Source organism: Streptomyces sp. NPDC006326 (assembly GCF_040612915.1).
GTDB lineage: Bacteria > Actinomycetota > Actinomycetes > Streptomycetales > Streptomycetaceae > Streptomyces.
Map to the genome: position 1 here is coordinate 92,229 of NZ_JBEXRC010000008.1, position 21,338 is coordinate 113,566.

Sequence of the window (21,338 nt, forward strand, 5' to 3'; positions counted from 1 at the left end):
GATAACTCTAGTACATGTCCGGGCGGAGCGACGAGGCGCGCACCCGCAGGCCTGCCGGGACGGTCCACTGTCCCGCCGGTTCCGCATGCCCGGATTCGATCAGCATGACCAGCGCGGACACCGCGGACACCGCGATCCGCTCCGGATTCAGCGTGACGGTGGTCACGGCGGGCTCGTGTTCGGCGTATGCGGGATCCTCGCTGGCGCAGACCAGCAGGAGGTCCGCCGGCGTACGGATTCCGTGGCGGGCGGCGGCGGCCAGCACCTGGCGCCCGCCCGGGTCGTACACGCAGTACACGGCGTCGGGCCGGCCCGGCGCGCCGAACACCCCGTCGAAGGCGTGCCCCGGCGCGTCGTCGGGGTCGAAGGGGACCACCAGCGGGGTCAGGCCCCGTTCGGCGCACCACCGCGCGTAGGCCGAGGTGACGGCGCCGGTGTAGAACTCCCGGCCGTAGCCGGAGTGCAGGGCTATGCGCCGGGCCCCGGAGGCGGCGAGGTGGTCGAGCACCTCGCGGGTGGCGGCCTCGTGGTCGTTGTCCACCCACACGTCCCCGGGCCGGGGCTCGGCCGGGCGGCCGTCGAAGACCACCGGCAGGCCGCGGGCCCGCAGCGCGCGCAGCACCGGATCGCCTTCCGGGCTGTCGAGCAGCAGCATCCCGTCCACCGCCAGGGTGTGCCACAGCGGCTCGCCGCCGCGCTCCGCGGGCAGGGTGGTCAGGGCGTAGCCGTGGGCGTGGGCGGCGGAGGTGGCGGCGGTGAGCAGCCGGGAGAAATAGGCGATCCGCGCGAAGTCCCAGGCCGATCCGGCGTAGGTGGTGACCGCGAGGCCGAGGGTGCGGGTACGGGGGCCGCGGCGGGCGCCGTACCCGAGGGCGGCCGCCATCTCGCGGACCCGGCGCCGGGTGGAGTCGCCGAGGCGGCCGGTTCCGTTGAGGGCGTGCGAGACGGTCGCGGTGGAGACCTCCGCGGCGCGCGCGATGTCGGCGATGGTCGGGGTCGGTCCGGGCCCGGGCACGCGGACATCGTACGGATTCCGTCGGCCGCGGCGGGTTCCGGTTAAGGGATTAACCAAACAGTGTCCTGGCCACCCCCACCCCCATCCGACGTCTGGAGTGGCCATGACCCCTTCGTCCCCGTCCCCCGCCCTGTCCCGGCGGGGACTCCTCGCGGCCGCCGGCGCCGCCGGCGCGACCGGCCTGTTCGGGGCGGGGACGGCGGCGGCCGCCGCCTCCCCGGGGAGCGGAGCGGCCACCGCCTCCCCGGGGCGTGGGACCGCCGCCCTGGTGATCCGCAACGCCCGGGTGTTCACCGGGGCGGCCGGGGGCGGCGCGCCCGCGGAGGCCGTCGCCGTCGGGCGGGACGGCCGGATCCTCGCCACCGGGAGCGGGGCGTCGCTGCGCCGGTACGCGGGCCGCGACACCGAGGTCGTCGACGCGGGCGGGAACACCGTGATGAGCGGGATCCACGACGGGCACGTGCACCCCCTGGGCGCGGGCGACCGGTCGCTGCGGCCCTCGCTGGAGGGGGCGGAGACGACGGCGGCGGAGCTGCGGGCGCTGCTGTCCGGTTTTCTCGCCGACACCGGGGGCGCGGACGCCGAGCCGGACCGCTGGCTGGTCGTGGAGGACTGGAACCCGGTCGGGCTGCTGCCGACCGGGACCACCCCGCACCACACGGTCCTGGACGCCCTCGCGACCCGGCGGCCGGTCGCCCTGGTCGGCGGTGACGGGCACAACCTGTGGGTCAACCGGCGGGCCCTGGAGATCGCCGGGATCACCGCGGCCACCCCCGACCCGGTCGGCGGCCGGATCGTGAAGGGGCCCGACGGGCAGCCGACGGGTGTCCTCAAGGACGACGCGCAGGACCTGGTGAAACGGCACATCCCGCAGCCCTCGCGGGCGGAGCTGGTCGCCGCCTGCGCGGCGGCGCTGCAGCTCGCCGCCGCATCCGGTGTCACCACGATGATGGACGCCCTGGTGGGGCGGCACGAGCTGGAGCTCTACCAGGACCTGGCCGGGGCCGGGAAGCTGCCCCAGCGGATCGTGCCGGCGATCCGGCTGGACGCCGGCCAGGCCGAGGACCCGGCGGCCGCCCTGGCCTACGCCCGTGAGCTGCGGCGGGAGTTCGAGGGGGTGCGGGGGCTCCGGTTCGGCACGGTCAAGGTCTTCCTCGACGGGGTCATCGAGTACCCGGCGCAGACGGCCGCGCTGCTGGACCCCTACCTGGACGGCGACGGCAGACCGACCGCCAACCGGGGCGAGCTCTACACCTCGGCGGCCGACTACGGACGGCTGACCGCGGCCTTCAACCGGGCCGGCTGGCAGATGCACGCCCACGGGCTGGGCGACCGGGCGGTCCGCACGGCCCTGGACGGCTACGCGTACGCCCGCCGCACCACCGGACAGCGCGACGCACGCAACGCGATCGCCCACCTCCAGCTGGTCGACCCGGCCGACCTGCGGCGCTTCGCGCAACTGGGCGTGGCGGCCTGCATGCAGCTCCAGTGGGCGGCGCGGGACACCTGGACGGTGGAGGCGCTGCTCCCGTACATCGGGCCGGAGCGGCACCGCCGGCTGTACCCGGCGCGCAGCCTGGAGAAGGCGGGCGCCCGGCTGACGGGCGGTTCCGACTGGCCGGTGGACGCGCTCCAGGTGTGGAACCAGCTGCGGACCGCGATCGACCGGCAGGGGGCGTACGGGGCCGGGCAGCTGTACCCGGAGCGCGAGGGGCTCGGCCGCGCCTCGGTGCTGCGGATGCACACGGCGGGGACGGCCTGGCAGCTGCGCCAGGACGCCCTGACCGGGACGGTGGAGCCCGGCAAGGCGGCCGACCTGGTGGTACTGGATCGGGATGTGACCCGCTGTCCGGTGGCCGACATCAGCGGGACCGGGGTCCGCCTGACGCTGGTCGGCGGGCGGGTGGTGCACGACGCGGAGTCGGCGGCGGGGCGTGCGGCGGCCGCCCGGGTGGCCCGCGCCGCATCCGGACCGCGCCCGGCCTCGTACGCGACGGTGCACGGCGCGGGCCGGCACGCGGCCTGCGGCTGCAACGCGGGCGCCGGTGCGGGAGCCGGTGGCCGGCGCTGAGCGGCCGGACGCTCCGTATAACCGAACCGGCAGACGCCCGCAAAGGGTACGAAGCGGGACGGTGGCGAAGAGCATGACGCGGCACCGGTCACCTTTGAGGCGATTTGACGCCCCTGCGCGCTTTGTCCTCGCTCATCGCGCAGGACGCGCCCGGCGGCCCCACCATGGGATCTGACGGCGGGTAACACCCGTCCGCCACACCCGACGCAGGACTCATCTCATATCTGAGATACGGTGCATCCATGGCAGACGACTACCTCGTACGCATCGGCAAGCTCATCCGTGACGCCCGGCAACACCGGGGCTGGACGCAGAGTCAGCTGGCGGAGGCACTGGCCACCAGCCAGAGCGCCGTGAACCGGATCGAGCGCGGCAACCAGAACATCAGCCTTGAGATGATTGCCCGCATCGGTGAAGCACTCGACAGCGAAATCGTCTCTCTCGGCTATGCCGGCCCGATGCACCTGCGCGTCGTCGGCGGGCGCCGCCTGTCGGGTGCGATCGACGTCAAGACGAGCAAGAACGCCTGCGTGGCCCTGCTGTGCGCCTCGCTGCTGAACAAGGGCCGTACGGTACTGCGGCGCGTCGCCCGCATCGAGGAGGTCTACCGGCTCCTCGAAGTCCTGAACTCCATCGGCGTCCGCACCCGCTGGATCAACGACGGCGTCGACCTGGAGCTGGTCCCGCCGGCCCGGCTCGACATGGACTCCATCGACGCGGAGGCGGCGGTCCGGACCCGGAGCATCATCATGTTCCTGGGCCCCCTGCTGCACCGGATGGACCAGTTCCGCCTGCCGTACGCCGGAGGCTGCGACCTGGGCACCCGCACCATCGAGCCGCACATGATCGCCCTGCGCCGCTTCGGCCTGGACATCACCGCGACCGAGGGCATCTACCACGCCAAGGTCGAGTCCGGGGTCTGCCCCGACCGCCCGATCGTGCTCACCGAGCGCGGGGACACGGTCACCGAGAACGCCCTGCTGGCCGCCGCCCGGCACGACGGCGTCACGGTCATCCGCAACGCGTCCTCCAACTACATGGTCCAGGACCTGTGCTTCTTCCTGGAGGCACTCGGCGTCCGCGTCGACGGCATCGGCACCACCACCCTGACCGTGCACGGCGTCCCGACCATCGACGTGGACGTGGACTACTCCCCCTCCGAGGACCCGGTCGAGGCGATGAGCCTGCTCGCCGCCGCGGTGGTCACGGAATCGGAGCTGACCATCCGGCGGGTCCCGATCGAGTTCATGGAGATCGAGCTCGCGGTCCTGGAGGAGATGGGCCTGGACCACGACCGCTCGGCGGAGTACACGGCCGACAACGGCCGCACCCGCCTGGTCGACCTGACGGTCCGCCCGTCGAAGCTGGAAGCCCCGATCGACAAGATCCACCCGATGCCGTTCCCCGGGCTCAACATCGACAACGTCCCGTTCTTCGCGGCCATCGCCGCCACCGCCCAGGGCCAGACCCTGATCCACGACTGGGTGTACGACAACCGGGCGATCTACCTGACGGACCTGAACCGCCTGGGCGGCCGTCTCCAACTCCTCGACCCCCACCGCGTCCTGGTCGAGGGCCCGACCCGCTGGCGCGCGGCCGAAATGATGTGCCCCCCGGCCCTGCGCCCGGCGGTGGTCGTCCTCCTCGCGATGATGGCGGCGGAGGGCACCTCGGTCCTGCGCAACGTCTACGTCATCAACCGCGGCTACGAGGAACTGGCCGAACGCCTCAACTCGGTGGGCGCCCAGATCGAAATCTTCCGCGACATCTGAGCGAGCCGCAGTCAGGGCGGATTCCCGTCCTGCCGGGCCGCCTGTGGGCCGTCGCCGGAGTCCCCGCCTGTGCGGAAGACCCGTCGACGGCCCTCCGCGGTCTGCCCGGACCGCCGGCCGGGGCCTAGCCCAGGGGGTTGCGCAGGGTGTGGATCTCCGGCCGCACCATGTCCACGAGGTCGTCCCTCAGCATGGAGTTGAAGGCCCGCCGGGCCGCCAACGCCGGCTCGTCGACCTCCACACCGCTCCGCAGCTGACGCACGTAGGTCCGGCGCACCAGGTGCTCCGCGGGCAGGTAGTGGTCTTTCAACCACCGGTACAGCTCGTCCGACGCCAGGAGCAGCAGCCTTCGATACGCTTCGTCGCGGGCGCGGACCCGGCGGTTCAACTCCTCCTGCTTGTTTTCCCAGCCCGTCTCCTGGATGTACGTGAGCCAGTCCATCCACAGGCTCGTCGCCAGCATGAAGCCCTCGATGCCGGCCAGCCGTCGTTCCTGCGCCTTCTCCAGCAGACTGGCCCGCAGCCGCAGCCGTTCCACCGACCGTGTGGCGAACGCCGTCAGGAGGCCTCCGACCACCGCTGCAACGGCCGCGATCACGGCAGACATGGTCGCGCTCTCCACTGTGCCCTCCCCCGCGCGTGCCGAGAGGCGGCGGCCAGCCTCGACGTGTCCTCTCAGCCTCCCGCCTCTTCAGCCCGTTCGCAGCCGTTTGGGCGAGACTCGGACACGGCGGCCTATGTCTTCGCGTCCTGCTTCCAGTCCTCGGCGAGGAGTCCCAGCAGCACCTCGTCCAGGAACTCGCCCAGCACCCAGGCCGAGGAGCGCAGCACGCCCTCGCGGACGAAGCCGTTGCGTTCGGCGGAGCGCAGCATCGCGGTGTTGTCCGACAGCGTCTCGATCTGCAGCCGGTGCAGGCCGCGCACGACGAAACCGTAGTGGCACAGGACGGCGACCACGTCGGTGCCGTAGCCCTTCCCGCGGGAGGACGGCAGCAGCCCCAGCCCGATGTGCGCGGTGCGGTTGTGGGTGTCGATGCCCCACAGCGTTGCGGTACCGACCAGCGTGCCGCCGTCCAGTTCCACCACGGAGAACGGGACGTGCCCCTGCTCGGTGTCGTCCACCACGAGCCGCGGATCCTTCGAGCCGGGCGTGAGCGGCCGCCACGGCCTGCTTTCGGCCCGCGCCGAGTTGACCACGTCGTCGTACAACTCGGCCCGCAGGACCGGGATGTCGTCCTCGTGCCGGGCCCTGAGCCCGACCTTGCCGCCTCTTAGCATGCGAGCTTCCTATCCGGCCGGACCGCGAGGCGGCAAACCAATAAGCGGCCCGGCACCCGCCGCTGCCCCACCCCCGTGCAAGGCAGCGAGCCGCCGCAGCATGACCGCGCTTGCCAGGGTGGCGGCGGCGTTGAGGAGGAAGCCGGAGCCCGCCCAGCCGCAGAAGACCACCAGCCACCCCGGTATGCGCATCCCCCACGGCCGCACCAGCGCGAGCGCCGGCGGGATGCCGATCCCGGCCATGCCGACGGTCACCAGGTTCAGCACCACCCAGCCGGCCAGGCCGAAGCCGTCCCCCACCGGGATCAGGCCCAGCAGCGAGCCCACCACCCACGACACCTTGATCAGCAGATACGGCGTCAGCGCCAGGGCCGCCCCGTACGCCGCGCCTCGTCCGATCCGGTCCCACCGCTCCATCGGCCGACTCCCCTCCACGTCCGCAGTCCCAGCATCGGCCCCGGCGCCACCCCGGCGGCTCCCCCGCCGGAGGGATCCGCCTCCCCCACCCGGGGGAGACGGATCCGGTTCGAAGGGCCGGGAGGGCGGCGGACCGTGAGGCTCGGGCGTATGACGGACACCTGGCTCCCGCCCGCGGAGTACATCAAGACCCTCGCCCAGGCGACCAGCTACGCCTGCCTGTACTTCACCGACCCCGACGGCCGTCCGGTCCAGCTGCGCGCCACCTACGCCCCCGAGGAGTGGCAGTGGCCCGGCGGCGCCATGGACCCCGGGGAGACACCGTGGGAGTGCGCGGTGCGGGAGTGCGCGGAGGAGACCGGCATCCTCTTCGGCGGGGAGCCGAAGCTGGTCGGCACGCATTTCACCGGGCACCGGGGCGAGGCGTGGCCCGCCAACCACATCGGCTTCGTCTTCGACGGCGGCACCCTCACCCCCGAGCAGATCGCGGGCATCGTCCTCGACCCCCGGGAACACGACGAGGTGCGGGTCCACACCCTGGCGGAATGGGAGGCCCTCATGACGCCCGGCAGCTTCGCCCGCCTGCGCGCGATCGACTCCGCGCGCCGGGCCGGCCGGGTCGCCTACATCGAGGGGTAGCCCTGCGGGACGTCCCCGCGACCGCAACCCGTGGCCGGTTCGCGCCGGTCGGCGGGCCGGCCCCGGCGGGTGACGGCGGCCGGCGGGCAGAATCGGGGCCGTGCGTACGCCCGTACGCACCGCGTCGAGGGGGCGGCCATGGCAGTCGAAGCACGGACCACGGACACACACACCACCGGTACGAGGATCCCGGAACTCGCGGGGGTTCCCCTGCTCGGGTCGCTCTTCGACCTGAAATCGGACTCGCTCGGCACCTACCTGCGCGCCCAGCAGCAGCACGGGGACGTCGTACGGATCACCGCGGGCCCGCCCGGCCTGCGGGCCGAGCTGTACTGCGTGTTCTCCGCCGAGGGCGCCCAGCAGGTGCTGGCCTCGGAATCGGCCAACTTCCGCAAGGATAACGCCTTCTACCAGGAGATCCGCGACTCCTTCGGCAACGGCCTGCTGACCAGCCAGGACGAGGACTACCTGCGCCAGCGCCGACTGGTGCAGCCGCTGTTCACCAAGCGCCGGGTGGACGGCTACGCCGCTGCCGTCGCCGCCGAGACGCGGACCGTGCTCGCGCGCTGGGAGCAGGCCCCCGGCGATGTCGTCGACGTCTCCGACGAGATGATGCGGCTCGCCCTGCGCGCGGTGTCCCGGATCCTCTTCGGGACCGACGTGGACGCCACCGTCGAGGTCGTCGACCGGTGCTTTCCGGTCATCACCGACTACGTGCTGCGCCGCGGCTACTCCCCCGTCAACGTCCCGCGCACCTGGCCGACCCCGGCCAACCGGCGGGCCGCCGCGGCGACGGAGGAGCTGTACGCGCTGTGCGACCGGATCATCGCCGAGCGGCGCAGCGGCGACTCCGCACAGGGCGAGGACCTGCTGAGCCTGCTGGCGGCCGCCACCAGCTCGGACGACGGGGAGTTCGACGCCGCCGAGCTGCGGGACCAGGTGCTGATCTTCCTGCTGGCCGGCCACGAGACGACCGCGACCTCGCTCGCCTTCGCCCTGCACCTGCTGGCCCGCCACCCCGCGGAGCAGGAGCGGGCCCGTGAGGAGATCTCCCGCGTGCTGGGCGACCGTACGCCCGGGGCCGCCGACCTCGACCGGCTCCCGTACCTCACGCAGGTCCTCAAGGAGGCCATGCGGCTCTTCCCGGCCGCGCCGGTCATCGGGCGCAGCGCGGTCGCCGCCACCGAGATCGGCGGCCACCTCGTCCCGGCGGGCGCGGACGTCATGGTGGCGCCGTGGGTGACGCACCGCCACCCGCGGTACTGGCCGGATCCCGACCGCTTCGACCCGGAGCGCTTCACCCCCGAGGCGGAGGCGGCCCGTCCGCGCTACGCCTGGTTCCCGTTCGGCGGCGGCCCGCGCGCCTGCATCGGGCAGCACTTCTCGATGCTGGAGTCGGTGATCGCCCTGGCGATGATCCTGCGGGCCTACGAGTTCGAGGCCGTGGACACCGAGGTTCCGGTCAGCGCCGGGATCACCCTCCAGACGCAGGGGCCGACGCGCTGCCGGGTCCGGAGCTTGGCCGGGTAGGGGCCTGCGGCCATCATGGACCGGTGGACTCGGATGAGGAGATTCCGGGGAGGTTGTCCCCTTTCGTACGTCGGCCCGCCCGGGCGCTGCTGCCGGGCTCGCCGGCCCGGCCGCCCCTGCTGCGCCGGCTCGGGGGTTTCTTCCTCATCCGCTTCCTGACCGCCCTGCCGGACGATCTCGCCGACGCGGCGGCCGCGCTGCTCGACCCCCTGGAGCGGGCCGCCCGGCTCTGCGGGCGGCTCTGCCACGGTCCGGCCCTGCGCGGCGGCTGGCACAGCGAGGCGGGCCGGCTCGCCCTGGCCCTGCACGGCTTCCACTGGACGCGCTGGCACACGGAGACCGAGGGCCCCTACGGCACCTTCAGGGCCGGCCCGGGAAGGATCACCGTCCGGCCGCCCTGGGGGCGCGGGGATCCGGACCGGGCCTCGTACGCCGCCTCCTGCACCCTGCGCCCCGTCCCCCGGCTGCGCCGCCGCACGGCCCGGGTGGACCTGGCCTTCGCGGACGGCTCCTGGCTCGCGCTGCGCATGAACACCCGCGCCGACGCCAGCCGGCTGCGCGCGGCCCTGCTCCGGCACCCGCCTCCGGCGTGATCAGGGGCAGGCCCGGGAGGCGGACCCCGAGCCCTGCTCCGGTGGGGCCCCGGGGCCCGCCTCCGCCGCCGTCGGCCCCTCGCGCACCACGGCCTGGTCGCCCCGCGGGCCGAACAGGTGCAGGATCTCCACCGCGCTGTCGTTCGCCGGGCCGAACCAGTGCGGTTCCCGGGTGTCGAACTCGGCCACTTCGCCGGGGCGCAGGGTGCATTCACGCTCCCCGAGGATCAGGCGCAGCTCGCCGGCCAGGACGTAGAGCCACTCGTAGCCGTGATGGGTCACCAGCTTCGGCTCGCGGGGCGCCAGCACCTGCTTGAACACCTGCACCCGGCCCGGGTACTGGGTCAGGGGGACCAGGACGCTGCCGTGCCCTTTGTGCAGGGGCGTCAGATGCACCCGCGGGTCCCCGCTGGCCGGGGCGGCCACCAGCTGGTCGAGTGCCACGCGGTGGGCCCGCGCGAGCGGGATGAGCAGGTCCAGGGTCGGGCGCCGCTTGCCCGATTCGAGGCGGGACAGCGTGCTCACCGAGATGCCGGTCGTGTCCGCGAGCGCCTCCAGGGTGAGTGCGCGGTCCCGGCGCAGGGTGCGCAGGCGGGGGCCGATGCCGTCGAGTATCCGCTCCAGTTCCGTGTCCACGGGGTCCAGTTTTGCAGTCTCCGCAAAACTCCTGGGAAGCGGTCGGCACCCGGCCCGAGCATGGCGCAAACGTACGTCCTCCCGAGAGGCAGACCGTGACCGCGACCCTTCTTTCCGATCGGCTCCGGCCCCCGCTGAGCGCGCGCAGACGCTGGACGGTGCTGGCCGTGTGCTGTCTGAGCATGTTCCTGGTGGGGCTGGACACCACCATCGTCAATGTGGGTCTGCCCGCCATCGGGCGGGGCCTGGGCGTCGGGACGCGCAGTCTCGAATGGACGGTGGACGCCTACACCTTCGTCCTGGCGAGCCTGCTGATCTCCTCCGGCGCCCTGGCGGACCGGTTCGGCCGCCGCAGGGTGTTCCAGTGCGGGCTGCTCGTCTTCGGTGCGGCCTCGCTGGCCTGCGCGGCCGCCCCGTCGGTGGGCGCGCTGATAGCCGCCCGCGCCGTCCAGGGGATCGGCGCCTCGATGCTCAGTCCCGTGGCGCTCGCGATCGTGGTGAACGCGATGCCCGACCCGAAGCAGCGGGCGCAGGCGATCGGCATCTGGGCCTCGGTCTTCGGCCTCAGCATGGCCGCCGGCCCGGTGGCGGGCGGCGCTCTCATCGACGGCTTCGGCTGGCGGTCGGTGTTCTGGATCAATGCGCCGGTCATCGTGGCCGCCCTGGTGCTGAGCGGGCTGTTCGTGCCGGAGTCCCGCGCACCGCAGGCGCGGCGGCTCGACCTGCCGGGTCAGGCCCTGCTGGCCGTGGTCATCGGGGGCTCGGTGGGCGTCCTCATCGAAGGACCGCGCATCGGCTGGACCTCGCTCGCGGCGCTCGCCGCGTACGGGGTCGTCGCCGCGGCGACGGCCGGGTTCGTACGGGTGGAACTGCGCCGGGACGAGCCGCTGGTGGATCCGCGGCTCTTTCGGCGTCCGCTCTTCAGCGGCGCCGTCCTGGGGGCCGTCGCGGTCTTCGTCGCCCTGAACACGACCCTGCTGCTCACCACCCTGTACCTGCAGCACACCCGGCAGTGGACGCCCCTGGCCGCGGGGGTGGCGGCCCTGCCCATGGCCCTCGGGGCGACGGTCTGCGCACCCTGGTCGGGCCGCCTGGTCGGCCGCACCGGACCGCGGCTCCCGCTGGTCCTGGCCGGCGGCTTCATCGCCGCGGGCGGGCTCTGCCTGGTCGGGCTGGACCGGCACACGCCCGTCCCGCTGCTGCTGCTCGCCTACCTGCTCATCGGCACCGGAGTCGGCTTCGCCAACGCCCCGATCACCAACACCGCGGTGAGCGGGCTGCCGCCCGCGCGCGCCGGAGTGGCCGGAGCGATCACTTCCACCGCCCGGCAGTTCGGCGCGGCGCTGGGCATCGCCGTCGCCGGCGGCCTGGTCGCGGATGCCGGCCCGGCGCGGCTCGCCCAGGCTTCCCGGCCCGGCTGGGTCCTGGTCGCGGCCTGCGGGATGTTCCTGCTGGCAGTGGCCCGCGCCGCGCGGCCGGAGGGCGCTCAGACGGCCGTGGGGGCGTGGCTGCCCTGGAGGCGTTCGAGGTCCGAGGGGCGGACCTGAATCGCGAAGAGGGCGATGGCGGCCCCGGCCAGGGTGAAGACCGCCCCCACGACGAAGGCGGCGCTGACGCCCGAGGTGAGGATCTGGTCGCCCCAGGGGTCGGGGAGCATGCCGGTGCGCCGGAAGGCGGCCCGCTGTCCGGGGGTGGCGGTGGCCATGAAAGCCGGGATCTGGGTGTGCGCCTCGTTCCGGCTGGCCGTGCCGAACACGGTGACCAGGATGGACAGCCCCAGTGAGCCGCCCACCTGCTGCATCGTGTTGAGCAGCCCCGAGGCCGCGCCGGACTCCCGGTCGGGGACGTTGGACAGTGCCATCAGGGTCAGCGAGACGAACTGCAGGCCCATGCCGAGGCCGAAGACGAGCATGGGCCCCAGGATGCTCCCCAGGTAGGTGGAATGGATGTCGGTCTGCGTCAGCCAGGCCAGGCCGGCCGCCGTGCACAGCGCACCGGTCACCATGAACGGCTTCGGGCCGAACCTCGGGAGCAGTTGCGAGGCGCAGCCCGCGCCGACCGCGATGATCGCGCTGATCGGCAGGAAGGCGAGGCCCGCCCGCAGCGGACTGAACCCCAGCACGTTCTGCACGAACAGGGTCAGGAAGAAGAACATGCCGAAGATGGCGCAGGCCAGCATCAGCATGATCCCGTACGTGCCGGCCCGGTTCCGGTCGGCGAACATGTGCAGGGGGGTGATCGGCTGCGGCGAGCGCCGCTCGTCCACGAGGAACAGCGTCAGCAGGACCACGGCGGCGCCGAAGGAGCCGAGGGTCAGCGGGTCGCGCCAGCCGTCCTGGGCCGCGCGGATGAATCCGTAGACGAGGGCGACCATGCCGGCGGTGCCCAGCAGCGCCCCCGCGGCGTCGAAGTGGCCGGCATGGCGCTCGGATTCGTGGAGCACCTTGACGGCCGCGAGGGCGATCAGCACGGCGATCGGGACGTTGACGAAGAGCACCCAGCGCCAGTTGAGCCACTCCACGAGGACGCCGCCGGCGAGCAGCCCGACCGCGCCGCCGGCGGCGGAGACCGCGGCGAAGACGCCGAAGGCGCGGTTGCGCGCGGGGCCTTCGCGGAAGGTCGTCGTGATCAGTGCGAGGGCGGTCGGCGAGGCGATGGCACCGCCCACGCCCTGCAGCGCGCGGGCCCCCATCAACTGGCCGGCGTTCTGGGCGAGTCCGCCCAGCAGCGAGGCCAGGCCGAAGAGCAGGACACCGGAGATGAAGACGCGCTTGCGGCCGAGGATGTCGCCGGTGCGTCCGCCGAGGAGCAGCAGGCCGCCGAAGGTGAGGGTGTAGGCGTTGACCACCCAGGAGAGGCTTTCGGTGGAGAAGCCGAGCCCGGTCTGGATGTGCGGCAGCGCGATGTTCACGATGGTGATGTCGAGGACGACCATGAGCTGGCACGAGGCGATGACGAACAGGGCGAGTCCGTTGCCGTTGCCCCGGACCTTGCCGTCGGTCCCGTTTCTGGTCGGCGATGCGTTCCGGTCCACCTTTTCGACGCTAAACCTGCCCTGGGGGGCACACCACTCGGATGGCCTAACGCACACGGGTGTGGCGTGTGGTATTTCACATGTCACACTGCTCTTTATGGACGATTTCCTCAGGCTCTCCGCCGACACGGCCCGCTTCACCCACGGCGCCCCGCGGGCGTTCACCTTCGGCGACGAGGGCCGTCTCCTCTGGTTCCTGCGCTCCACCGGCCCCACCGACGCCTTCGACAGCCTCTGGGTCCTCGACACCGCGGCCGGCGCCGAAACCCGCCTCGCCGACCCCCGCACCCTCGCCCCCGCGCCCGCCCCCCTCCCCGTCGCCGAGCGCCGGCTGCGCGAGCGGACCCGGCTCACGGCCGCGGGGATCGGCTCGTACGCCCTCTCCGGCAACGGCCGGCGCGCCGTCTTCGCGCTGTACGGGCGGCTGTACGCCGTCGACTGCGACGGCACCGGCGGGCCCGAGGAGATCCCGGCCGCCGGGCCCGCCCTGGACCCCCGTCCGAACGCCGACGGCACCCGCACCGCCTACGTCACCGACGACGCCCTCCACACCTGGCCCGGCGGCCGGATCAGCCCCGACGACGGCGCCCGCTGGGGCCTCGCCGAGTTCGCGGCGGCCGAGGAACTGGGCCGCGCCCGCGGCCACTGGTGGTCCCCCGACGGGCTCACCCTGCTCGCCGCCCGCGTCGACGAAAGCGCCCTCCAGCGGCGCTGGTTCGCCGACCCCGCCCACCCCGAGCTGCCGGCCGAGGACTTCGCGTACCCCGAGGCGGGCGGCCCCAACGCCGAGGTGCAGCTGTGGGTGCTGGGCCCCGGCGGCGAGCGGGTCCGCCTCGACTGGGACGCGGACCGGTATCCGTACGTCTCCGACGCCGGCTGGGAGTCGGCCACCGAGATCCTGCTGACCGTCCAGGACCGCCTCCAGCAGAACGTGCTGCTGCTGAGCGCCGACCCGGCCACCGGCCGCACCCGGGAGCTGTCCCGCACCACGCACCCCCAGTGGGTCGACCCGATGGTGCCCGGCACCCCGGCCCGGCTCGCGGACGGCCGGATGCTCACGGCCGCCGACACCCCCGGCGGAGCCGCCCGCGCCCTCGCCGTGGACGGCAAGCTGCTCACCGGGGACGACCTCCAGGTCCGCCGCGTGGCCGGCGTCCACCAGGACCGGCTGCTGATCGAGGCCGGCCGGCGCGACCCCGCCGAGCAGCAGGTCCTGCTGCTGGACCCGGACACCGGTGAGCTGACCGCGCTCGCCGACGGGCCCGGGGTGCACGGCGTCCTCGCCCAGGCCGGGACGCTGCTGCTGACCTCCGCCGACGCCGACGGCATACGCCGCAGCGTACGCACTGCCGACGGGCGGGAGTACGCCCCCGCCGACCTGTCCGAGCCGCTGCCCTACCGGGTGGTCCCGGTCCTGGAGCGGGTCACCGAGCACGGCATCCCCACCGCGCTCGTCCTGCCCCGCGGCCACGTCCCCGGCACCCGGCTGCCGGTCCTGGTCGACGGCTACGGCGGCCCCGGCTACCAGGACGTCAGCGCCGAACCGCGCCGCTGGCAGCACCGCCAGTGGTGGGCCGACCAGGGCTTCGCCGTGGTGACCATCGACAACCGCGGCACCCCGTACGTCTCGCCCGCCTTCACCCACGCCATGTACCGGGGGTTCTCCGAGGTGACCCTCCAGGACCAGGTCGCGGCCCTGCACGCGCTCGCCGAACGCCACGGCGACCTCGACCTCGGCCGGGTCGGGGTACGCGGCTGGTCCTACGGCGGCTACCTGTCCGCACTGGCGGTGCTGCGCCGCCCCGACGTCTTCCACGCGGCGGCGGCCGGGGCCGCGCCCACCGACTTCCGCCACTACGACACCGCCTACACCGAGCGCTACCTGGGCCTGCCCCAGGAGCACCCGGAGGTGTACGAGCGGGACTCGCTGATCGCGGACGCACCCGGGCTGTCCCGGCCCCTGCTGCTCGTGACCGGACTGGCCGACGACAACGTCCACCCCTCCCACACGCTGCGGCTGTCCCGAGCGCTGACGGACGCGGGCCGCCCGCACCGGCTCCTGGCGCTGCCCGGGGTGACGCACATGACCCCGCACGGCACCAGGGAGAAGATCATGATCCAGGAACTGGACTTCTTCCGCCGGGAACTGGGCCTGTAGCGGCGGAGAACCCCGGAGCCGACGCGATCGGCTCCGGGGTTCTCGCCTTCCCGGGGTCCCCGTCAGGCGCCCGGGGGCCTTGCGCTACACCAGGTGACAGGCCACCTCGCGTGAGGCGGCGAGCCTCAGCAGCGGCCGTTCGGTGCGGCAGATCTCCTGCGCCATGGGACAGCGCGGGTGGAAGGTGCAGCCCGGGGGCGGGGCCGCCGGGCTCGGCGGATCACCGAGCAGCACGATCCGCTCCCGCCGCCGCTCGGCCGCCGGGTCCGGCAGCGGCACGGCGGACAGCAGCGCCCGGGTGTACGGGTGCTGGGGGTTCTCGTACAGGGCGCGCTTCTCGCCCGTCTCGACGATCCGGCCGAGGTACATGACGGCGACCCGGTCGCTGACCCGCTTGACCACGGACAGGTCGTGCGCGATGAACACGTAGGCGAGGCCGAGTTCGCGGCGCAGCCGCTCCATCAGGTTGACGATCTGGGCCTGTACGGAGACGTCGAGCGCGGAGACGGGCTCGTCGGCGATGATCAGCCGCGGGCTGGTGGCCAGCGAGCGGGCTATGCCGATGCGCTGGGCCTGGCCGCCGGAGAACTCGTGCGGGTAGCGGTCGATGTGCTCCGGGATCAGCCCGACCAGCTCCATCAGTTCGGCCGCCCGGCGGCGGGCGTCCGAGGCCGACGAACCCTGCACGAGCAGCGGATCGGAGATGATCCGGGCCACCGTCTGGCGGGGGTTGAGGGAGGAGTGCGGGTCCTGGAACACCATCTGGATGTCGCGGCGCAGCGGGCGCAGGGCCCTCTGGGAGAGCCTGCTGATGTCCTTGCCCTCGAAGGCGATGCTGCCCGAGGTGGGTTCCAGCAGCCGCACCAGCATCCGGCCGGTCGTGGACTTCCCGCAGCCCGACTCGCCGACCAGGCCGAGGGTCTGACCGGCCGCCAGGTCGAAGGAGACCCCGTCGACGGCGCGCACGGGCGCCCCCCGGCGCCCGGTCGCCGACCGCCGGCCGGGGAAGGACATGGTGAGGTCCCGTACGGAGAGCAGGGTGTCGCAGGACGAGGGGGTGGACGGCGAGGTGCCGGCGGGCAGGGTGTCGGTGGTCATCGGGCCGCCTCCGCGGTGCTGCGGTCTCCGGCGAAGTGGCAGGCCACGCTCCGCCCGGGCTGTTTCCCGTAGGCCTCCCACTGCGGCCGTACGTCGGTGCAGCGCGCCGCCGCCTTCGGACAGCGCGGGGCGAACGCACAGCCGGGGGCCGGTGCGAGCAGGGAGGGCGGCGAGCCGGGGATGGCGCGCAGCGGCTCGTCGTCGGCGTCGTCCAGCCGGGGCAGCGAGTCCAGCAGGCCCCGGGTGTACGGGTGGGCGGGCTCCGCGAAGAGGGCGTCGGCGCCGGCCTGTTCGGCGGCCCGGCCGCCGTACATGACCAGCACCTCGTGGGCGACGCGGGCGACCACCCCCAGGTCATGGGTGATCATCACGACGCCGAGGCCGCGCTCCTCCTGGAGCCGGGCGATCAGCTCCAGGATCTGCGCCTGCACGGTCACGTCGAGCGCGGTGGTGGGCTCGTCGGCGATCAGCAGGTCGGGCTCGCAGGCCAGGGCCATGGCGATCATCGCGCGCTGGCGCATCCCGCCGGAGAACTGGTGCGGGTACTCCCCCGCCCGGCGGGCCGGTTCCGGGATGCCGACCTCGCCGAGCATGTCGACGGCGCGGCGGCGGGCGGCGGCCCGGCCGGCCTTGAAGTGCACCCGGACGTGCTCGGCGATCTGCTCGCCGACCGTGTAGTAGGGGTGCAGGCTGGACAGCGGGTCCTGGAAGATCATGGCCATCTTGCGGCCGCGGAGCCGGGAGAGCGCCTTCTCGGACATCCCGGTCAGCTCCTGTCCGGCGAGCATGATGGAGCCGGTGACCTCGGCGCCCCGGTGCAGGCCCATGACGGCGAGCGAGGTGACCGACTTGCCGGACCCGGACTCCCCGACGATGCCGAGGGTGCGCCCGGCCTCCACCGTGAAGCCGAGCGAGTCGACGGCCCGTACGGGGCCGTGCGGGGTAGTGAACGTGACGCGCAGATCGCGTACGTCAAGGAGAGCGGTCATCAGTACCTCACCCTCGGGTCGATGACGGCGTACAGGAGGTCGACCGCGAGGTTGGCGACGACGATGAAGAAGGCGGCGAGCAGCGTGACCCCGAGGACGACCGGCTGGTCGGAGCTGACCAGGGCGCCGTAGAACAGCCGCCCGATGCCGGGGAGTCCGAAGATGGACTCGGTGATGACGGCTCCGGCGAGCAGCCCGCCGAGGTCCATGCCGAAGATGGTGAGGATCGGTGTCATGCCGGAGCGCAGGCCGTGCTTGACGACGACGGTGCGTTCGGGCATGCCCTTGGCGCGGGCGGTGCGGATGTACGGCTCGGCCATCGCCTCGATCATCGACCCGCGGCTCTGGCGGGCGTACATGGCGGCGTACAGCAGGGCCAGTGCGGTCCAGGGCAGCAGCAGGTTCGAGGCCCAGGCGAGCGGGTCGTCGGCGAAGGACTGGTAGGTGGGGTAGGGCAGGAGCCCGGCGACGCGGATGACTCCGTAGATGAGCATCACCGAGGTGAAGTACACCGGCAGCGAGGCGGCGGCGACCGCGCCGACCATCAGGGCCTTGTCGGTGGCGGTGTCCTTGCGCAGGGCGGCGGTCACCCCGGCGCCGAGGCCGAGGACCAGCCACAGCACCGCGGCGCCGAGGGCCAGGGAGGCCGATACGGGGAGGCGGTCCATCAGCAGGTCCCACACGGGCAGCGAGTTCTCGTACGAGTAGCCCAGGCAGGGGAAGTCGCACTGGACGGCGTACTGGCCGCTGCCGAGGGTGCGGCCGGTGAAGATCCCGGTGAGGAAGTCGAGGAACTGGCGCCACAGCGGCTGGTCCAGGCCGAGGTAGGCCCGTACGTCGGCCAGCCGTTCGGCGCTGCAGGTCTTGCCGCAGGCGGCCGCGGCCGGGTCGGAGGGCAGGACGTAGAAGATGGTGAAGGTGACGGCGGCGATGGCGAGCAGGACACCCGCCAGGGCGAGCAGCCGGCGCAGGAGGTAGAGGATCAACTGCGGCCGCCCCTCGGGTCGAGGATGTCGCGCAGGGCGTCTCCGAGCAGGGTGAAGGCGAGCACCGCGAGGAAGAGGAAGGTGCTCGGGATGACGAAGTACATGGGGTCGGTCTCGTAGAAGGCGACGGACTCGGCGATCATCTGGCCCCAGGACGGGGTCGGCGGGCGGACGCCCACGCCGAGGTAGCTGAGCGCCGCCTCGGTGCTGATCATGCCGGGGATCAGCAGGGTGGTGTAGGCGATCACCGGTCCGGAGACGCCCGGGAGGATGTCCCGGGTCAGGATCCGCCAGGAGCCGGCGCCGCCGACGCGTGCGGCGTCGACGTACTCGCGGTGTTTGAGGGAGAGGGTCTGGCCGCGGACCACGCGGGCGATGCCGGGCCAGCCGAAGAGGCCGATGACGGCGGTCATCAGGAGGATCCGGTTGACGTCCTTGGCCACCGACAGCATCGCGATCATGAAGATGAGGGAGGGGAAGGACATGGTGAGGTCCATCAGGCGGGACAGGACCGCGTCGGTGCGCCCGCCGAAGTAGCCGGCGGCGATCCCGGCGGCGGTGCCCGCCACCACGACGATGGCGGTGGCGGCGAAGGCGACGAGGAGGGAGACCTGCGCGCCGTGCACGACCCGGGCGAACAGGTCGCGGCCGGAGACGGGTTCGACGCCGAGCCAGTGCTCGGGGCTGATCCCGCCGAGCGAGCCGAGCGGCTGGCCGCCGAGGTAGGGGTCGACGGCGCTCTTGTCGAACTCGTCGGGGGACCAGCCGCCGAGCGCGCCCAGCCAGGGCGCGGTGACGGCCATCAGGACGAAGAGGAGGACGACGCCGAGGCTGACGCGGACGGCGGGGCGGCGGCGCAGTTCCCGCCGGGCGAGCTGCCAGGGGCTGCTGCCCGCGGGGACGTCCTCGGCCGGTGCGGGCCCGGCGGGGCGGGGTGCGGAGCCGGGGCCGGGGGCAGGTCCGGGTGCGGAGCCGGGGCCGGGTGCGGGGCCGGGTCCGGATGCGGTGGTGGTCATGGCGCTGGCTGCCTGCCCCGTCTCAGCCCTGGCTCTTCGACGGGTCCTTGAGACCGACGGTGGCGTAGTCGATGGTGCCGGTCCACACGGGGTGGCCGTACGCGCCCGCGATGTTGGGGCCGACCAGCAGCGGCTTGCGCTCCAGCAGGACCGGCACGGCCGGGGACTTCTTCATGATCTCCGCGTCGAGGTCGATCCAGGCCTGGTTGGCCTGCTTGGCGTCGGTCATGGCGTTGATCTCGTCGATCCGCTTCATGGTGGCCTCGTCGCGGAACTGGCTGTAGTTGCCCTGGTTGCCCTTGTCCTTGATGGTGCGCCCGTCGAAGACGAAGGGGATCCAGGTCGAACCGGACGGGTAGTCGGGGCACCAGCCGGAGAGCGTCATGTCGGGGGTGGTGGACAGGTCGCCGATGACGTCGTAGTAGGCGCCCGGGTCGACGGTGTCGATGACCACCTCGACGCCCGCGCGGGCCAGGCCCTGCTGGATCGCCTCGGCCTTGCCCTTGTCGCCGGTGGAGACGGCCAGGGAGACCTTCAGGGTCTCCTTGCCCGCGGCCTTGAGGAGTTCCTTGGCCTTGGCGGGGTCGCCGGCCGGGGCGATCTTCAGGGTGTCGGCCTGCTTGCCGCCGGTGAGGGCCGGGGGCAGGTAGGCGGTGGCGACCTCGTTGAGGGCCGGCCCGCCGCCTGCGGTGACCACGGCCTCCTTGTCGACGGCGTACTGCATGGCCTCGCGGACCTTGGGGTCGTTGAAGGGGGCGCGGGAGTTGTTCAGGTGGAGCATCTCCGTGCAGCCCTGGGACTCGGCGAGCAGGCGGGACTTGACGTCGGGCTTGGGCAGCACCTTGGGGGCGCTCTCGGGGCGCATGTCGGCGTACTGGACGGCGGAGGCGTCGGCGCCCTCCCCGGCGATGATCCGGTCGTCGATCTGGCCGCCCTTGAGGCCCATCACCACGACGAACTTGTCGGGGTAGGCCTTTCTGACGGTGTCGGTCTTCGCGTCCCAGTGCTCGTTGCGGACGAGGACGAGCTTCTTGTCGCGGTCGTACGACTCGATCTTGTACGGGCCGGAGGAGAACGGGCGGGCGTCGTACTGGGTGCCCTTCTCCTGGGACTGCGGGACGGGCGCGAAGGTGGGGAGGGTGGCGGTGGCCGAGAACTCGGCGACGGGCCGCTTGAGTTCGAAGACGATCGTGCGGTCGTCGGGGGTCTTGACGGAGTCGAGGTGCTGCCCCTGCAGCGGGCCCTTGTACCCCTCGGTGCCCGCCAGGTACTGGGCGGCGTAGTCGGGGCCGCCGGTGAGGTCGGGGGCGAAGGAGCGCTCGACGTTGTACTTGATGTCCTGGGCCCTGATGGGCGAGCCGTCCTCGTACTTCACGCCCTCCTTGAGGGTGAACGTCCAGGTCTTGCCGCCGTTGGAGGAGGTGCCGAGGTCGGTGGCGAGGTCGGGGACGAGCTCGCTGCCGGCCTTGCCGGGCTCGGCCTTGAAGGTGACGAGGGTGCGGTAGAGGAGGCGGGTGCCGAAGTCCATCGTCGGCATGACCCAGTTGCGGGCGGGGTCGAGGTGGGCGAAGTCCTGGTTCGACAGGATCGTGAGGGTGCCGCCCTTGGCGGGGGTGCCGCCGAGGATCTTGCCGTCATTGGCTGCGGCGGGGTTGGAGGCACCGCCGCCCGCAGAGCCCTTCTTGGGGTCGGAGCAGCCCGAGGCGCCGAATGCGAGAGCCGCCACCAGAGCGGTGGCGAGGGCGAGTTGGGTGCGCTTGGTCATGGTCACTCCAGTGAAGGGCCGCGCTCTAGGATGTGACCGGTAACATAGTAATGTGAAATTGCACTGACAAGACTTCGGTGCCCCCGTTATCCAGCCGTGTCCAAATCAGCGCTGCTGCAAGCCCGTTCGCAACCGCTGTCTACGCTGTCGGACATGGCGCGCACACCCCTGCCGGAGCTCCCGCGGCTGCCCTCCCGATCCGGCGGTTCGGGCGGCCGCCTGCGCGCACCGCCCGCCGGACGACCTGCACGCCGCGCTGCTGGCCGCGGATCCGGACGAGAGGCTGCGGGCGGGGCTCGGGGCAAACCCCTCGCTGCCGGCGCGGCAACGGGACCTGCTCG

The 21,338-nt window shown here is 73.0% G+C and carries 17 protein-coding genes and 1 pseudogene; 7 read left to right on the plus strand and 11 right to left on the minus strand.

All coding sequences use genetic code 11. From position 1 onward, the window contains the following. Positions 1-7 precede the first annotated feature (7 nt). Positions 8-1,015 carry a LacI family DNA-binding transcriptional regulator gene (locus ABZ128_RS09045; RefSeq protein ID WP_356847044.1) on the minus strand — a complete coding sequence of 336 codons (1,008 nt, stop codon included), beginning with the start codon at positions 1,013-1,015 and terminating at the stop codon, positions 8-10. Between the two features lie 103 nt (positions 1,016-1,118). On the opposite strand from ABZ128_RS09045, the gene ABZ128_RS09050 reads away from it, so the two are divergent. Next, positions 1,119-3,086, plus strand: a complete 1,968-nt coding sequence (locus tag ABZ128_RS09050; RefSeq protein WP_356847046.1) for an amidohydrolase — start codon at positions 1,119-1,121, stop codon at positions 3,084-3,086. A 242-nt stretch (positions 3,087-3,328) separates the two neighbouring features. Continuing rightward, the gene (locus ABZ128_RS09055; protein WP_356847048.1) at positions 3,329-4,858 is read left to right on the plus strand and encodes a UDP-N-acetylglucosamine 1-carboxyvinyltransferase; all 1,530 of its coding nucleotides are present in this window, start codon (positions 3,329-3,331) and stop codon (positions 4,856-4,858) included. Positions 4,859-4,982: 124 nt separating this feature from the next. Here ABZ128_RS09055 and ABZ128_RS09060 read toward each other — a convergent pair whose 3' ends face one another. From ABZ128_RS09060 to ABZ128_RS09070, 3 genes and pseudogenes are all read right to left on the minus strand, one after another. Further along, on the minus strand, positions 4,983-5,465 hold the full coding sequence (locus tag ABZ128_RS09060; RefSeq protein ID WP_356847050.1) for a hypothetical protein: 483 nt from the start codon (positions 5,463-5,465) through the stop codon (positions 4,983-4,985). Positions 5,466-5,593: 128 nt separating this feature from the next. Next, on the minus strand, positions 5,594-6,136 hold the full coding sequence (locus ABZ128_RS09065) for a GNAT family protein (RefSeq protein ID WP_356847051.1): 543 nt from the start codon (positions 6,134-6,136) through the stop codon (positions 5,594-5,596). 132 nt (positions 6,137-6,268) lie between these two features. Next, positions 6,269-6,553, minus strand: a pseudogene (locus ABZ128_RS09070) (hypothetical protein); the annotation flags it as partial. 150 nt (positions 6,554-6,703) lie between these two features. On the opposite strand from ABZ128_RS09070, the gene ABZ128_RS09075 reads away from it, so the two are divergent. The 3 genes from ABZ128_RS09075 to ABZ128_RS09085 all read left to right on the plus strand — a co-directional run bounded on the left by ABZ128_RS09075 (position 6,704) and on the right by ABZ128_RS09085 (position 9,315). Next, positions 6,704-7,192, plus strand: a complete 489-nt coding sequence (locus tag ABZ128_RS09075; RefSeq protein WP_356847052.1) for an NUDIX domain-containing protein — start codon at positions 6,704-6,706, stop codon at positions 7,190-7,192. Between the two features lie 138 nt (positions 7,193-7,330). Further along, positions 7,331-8,722, plus strand: a complete 1,392-nt coding sequence (locus ABZ128_RS09080) for a cytochrome P450 (RefSeq protein WP_356847054.1) — start codon at positions 7,331-7,333, stop codon at positions 8,720-8,722. A 53-nt stretch (positions 8,723-8,775) separates the two neighbouring features. Beyond that, positions 8,776-9,315, plus strand: a complete 540-nt coding sequence (locus tag ABZ128_RS09085; protein WP_356847055.1) for a hypothetical protein — start codon at positions 8,776-8,778, stop codon at positions 9,313-9,315. On the opposite strand, the gene ABZ128_RS09090 is transcribed toward ABZ128_RS09085, so the two are convergent. Then, on the minus strand, positions 9,316-9,951 hold the full coding sequence (locus ABZ128_RS09090; protein WP_356847057.1) for an XRE family transcriptional regulator: 636 nt from the start codon (positions 9,949-9,951) through the stop codon (positions 9,316-9,318). It abuts the gene before it with no gap. A 167-nt stretch (positions 9,952-10,118) separates the two neighbouring features. On the opposite strand from ABZ128_RS09090, the gene ABZ128_RS09095 reads away from it, so the two are divergent. Continuing rightward, positions 10,119-11,498, plus strand: coding sequence for an MFS transporter (locus ABZ128_RS09095; protein WP_356847058.1), 1,380 nt, complete (start codon positions 10,119-10,121; stop codon positions 11,496-11,498). Here ABZ128_RS09095 and ABZ128_RS09100 read toward each other — a convergent pair. Continuing rightward, on the minus strand, positions 11,438-12,985 hold the full coding sequence (locus ABZ128_RS09100) for an MFS transporter (RefSeq protein ID WP_356847059.1): 1,548 nt from the start codon (positions 12,983-12,985) through the stop codon (positions 11,438-11,440). The genes ABZ128_RS09095 and ABZ128_RS09100 overlap by 61 nt on opposite strands. A gap of 97 nt (positions 12,986-13,082) precedes the next feature. On the opposite strand from ABZ128_RS09100, the gene ABZ128_RS09105 reads away from it, so the two are divergent. Further along, positions 13,083-15,143 (plus strand): prolyl oligopeptidase family serine peptidase, encoded by a 2,061-nt coding sequence (locus ABZ128_RS09105; RefSeq protein ID WP_356847060.1) that lies wholly within the window; start codon positions 13,083-13,085, stop codon positions 15,141-15,143. An 84-nt stretch (positions 15,144-15,227) separates the two neighbouring features. Here ABZ128_RS09105 and ABZ128_RS09110 read toward each other — a convergent pair whose 3' ends face one another. Genes ABZ128_RS09110 through ABZ128_RS09130 form a run of 5 tightly spaced genes read right to left on the minus strand, consistent with a single transcriptional unit; the run spans position 15,228 to position 20,997 of the window. Further along, positions 15,228-16,241 carry a dipeptide ABC transporter ATP-binding protein gene (locus tag ABZ128_RS09110; protein WP_356847062.1) on the minus strand — a complete coding sequence of 338 codons (1,014 nt, stop codon included), beginning with the start codon at positions 16,239-16,241 and terminating at the stop codon, positions 15,228-15,230. Next, positions 16,238-17,230: an ABC transporter ATP-binding protein gene (locus tag ABZ128_RS09115; RefSeq protein ID WP_356847063.1), complete on the minus strand. Its 993-nt coding sequence runs from the start codon at positions 17,228-17,230 to the stop codon at positions 16,238-16,240. Before ABZ128_RS09115 ends, ABZ128_RS09110 begins: the two co-directional genes overlap by 4 nt. Further along, positions 17,230-18,216: an ABC transporter permease gene (locus ABZ128_RS09120; RefSeq protein WP_356847065.1), complete on the minus strand. Its 987-nt coding sequence runs from the start codon at positions 18,214-18,216 to the stop codon at positions 17,230-17,232. Before ABZ128_RS09120 ends, ABZ128_RS09115 begins: the two co-directional genes overlap by 1 nt. After that, positions 18,213-19,232 carry an ABC transporter permease gene (locus ABZ128_RS09125; RefSeq protein WP_356847067.1) on the minus strand — a complete coding sequence of 340 codons (1,020 nt, stop codon included), beginning with the start codon at positions 19,230-19,232 and terminating at the stop codon, positions 18,213-18,215. The genes ABZ128_RS09120 and ABZ128_RS09125 overlap by 4 nt, the downstream gene beginning before the upstream one ends. Positions 19,233-19,254: 22 nt before the next feature. Beyond that, positions 19,255-20,997, minus strand: a complete 1,743-nt coding sequence (locus tag ABZ128_RS09130; RefSeq protein ID WP_356847069.1) for an ABC transporter substrate-binding protein — start codon at positions 20,995-20,997, stop codon at positions 19,255-19,257. Positions 20,998-21,338 lie beyond the last annotated feature (341 nt).

What these genes read in the sequence shown, in the direction of transcription:
- ABZ128_RS09075 (WP_356847052.1), top strand. Translation starts at nt 6,704, where the DNA reads ATGACGGACACCTGGCTCCCGCCCGCGGAGTACATCAAGACCCTCGCC.
- ABZ128_RS09110 (WP_356847062.1), bottom strand. Translation starts at nt 16,241, where the DNA reads ATGACCACCGACACCCTGCCCGCCGGCACCTCGCCGTCCACCCCCTCG.
- ABZ128_RS09060 (WP_356847050.1), bottom strand. Translation starts at nt 5,465, where the DNA reads ATGTCTGCCGTGATCGCGGCCGTTGCAGCGGTGGTCGGAGGCCTCCTG.
- ABZ128_RS09125 (WP_356847067.1), bottom strand. Translation starts at nt 19,232, where the DNA reads ATGACCACCACCGCATCCGGACCCGGCCCCGCACCCGGCCCCGGCTCC.
- ABZ128_RS09105 (WP_356847060.1), top strand. Translation starts at nt 13,083, where the DNA reads ATGGACGATTTCCTCAGGCTCTCCGCCGACACGGCCCGCTTCACCCAC.
- ABZ128_RS09130 (WP_356847069.1), bottom strand. Translation starts at nt 20,997, where the DNA reads ATGACCAAGCGCACCCAACTCGCCCTCGCCACCGCTCTGGTGGCGGCT.
- ABZ128_RS09115 (WP_356847063.1), bottom strand. Translation starts at nt 17,230, where the DNA reads ATGACCGCTCTCCTTGACGTACGCGATCTGCGCGTCACGTTCACTACC.
- ABZ128_RS09065 (WP_356847051.1), bottom strand. Translation starts at nt 6,136, where the DNA reads ATGCTAAGAGGCGGCAAGGTCGGGCTCAGGGCCCGGCACGAGGACGAC.
- ABZ128_RS09050 (WP_356847046.1), top strand. Translation starts at nt 1,119, where the DNA reads ATGACCCCTTCGTCCCCGTCCCCCGCCCTGTCCCGGCGGGGACTCCTC.
- ABZ128_RS09080 (WP_356847054.1), top strand. Translation starts at nt 7,331, where the DNA reads ATGGCAGTCGAAGCACGGACCACGGACACACACACCACCGGTACGAGG.
- ABZ128_RS09055 (WP_356847048.1), top strand. Translation starts at nt 3,329, where the DNA reads ATGGCAGACGACTACCTCGTACGCATCGGCAAGCTCATCCGTGACGCC.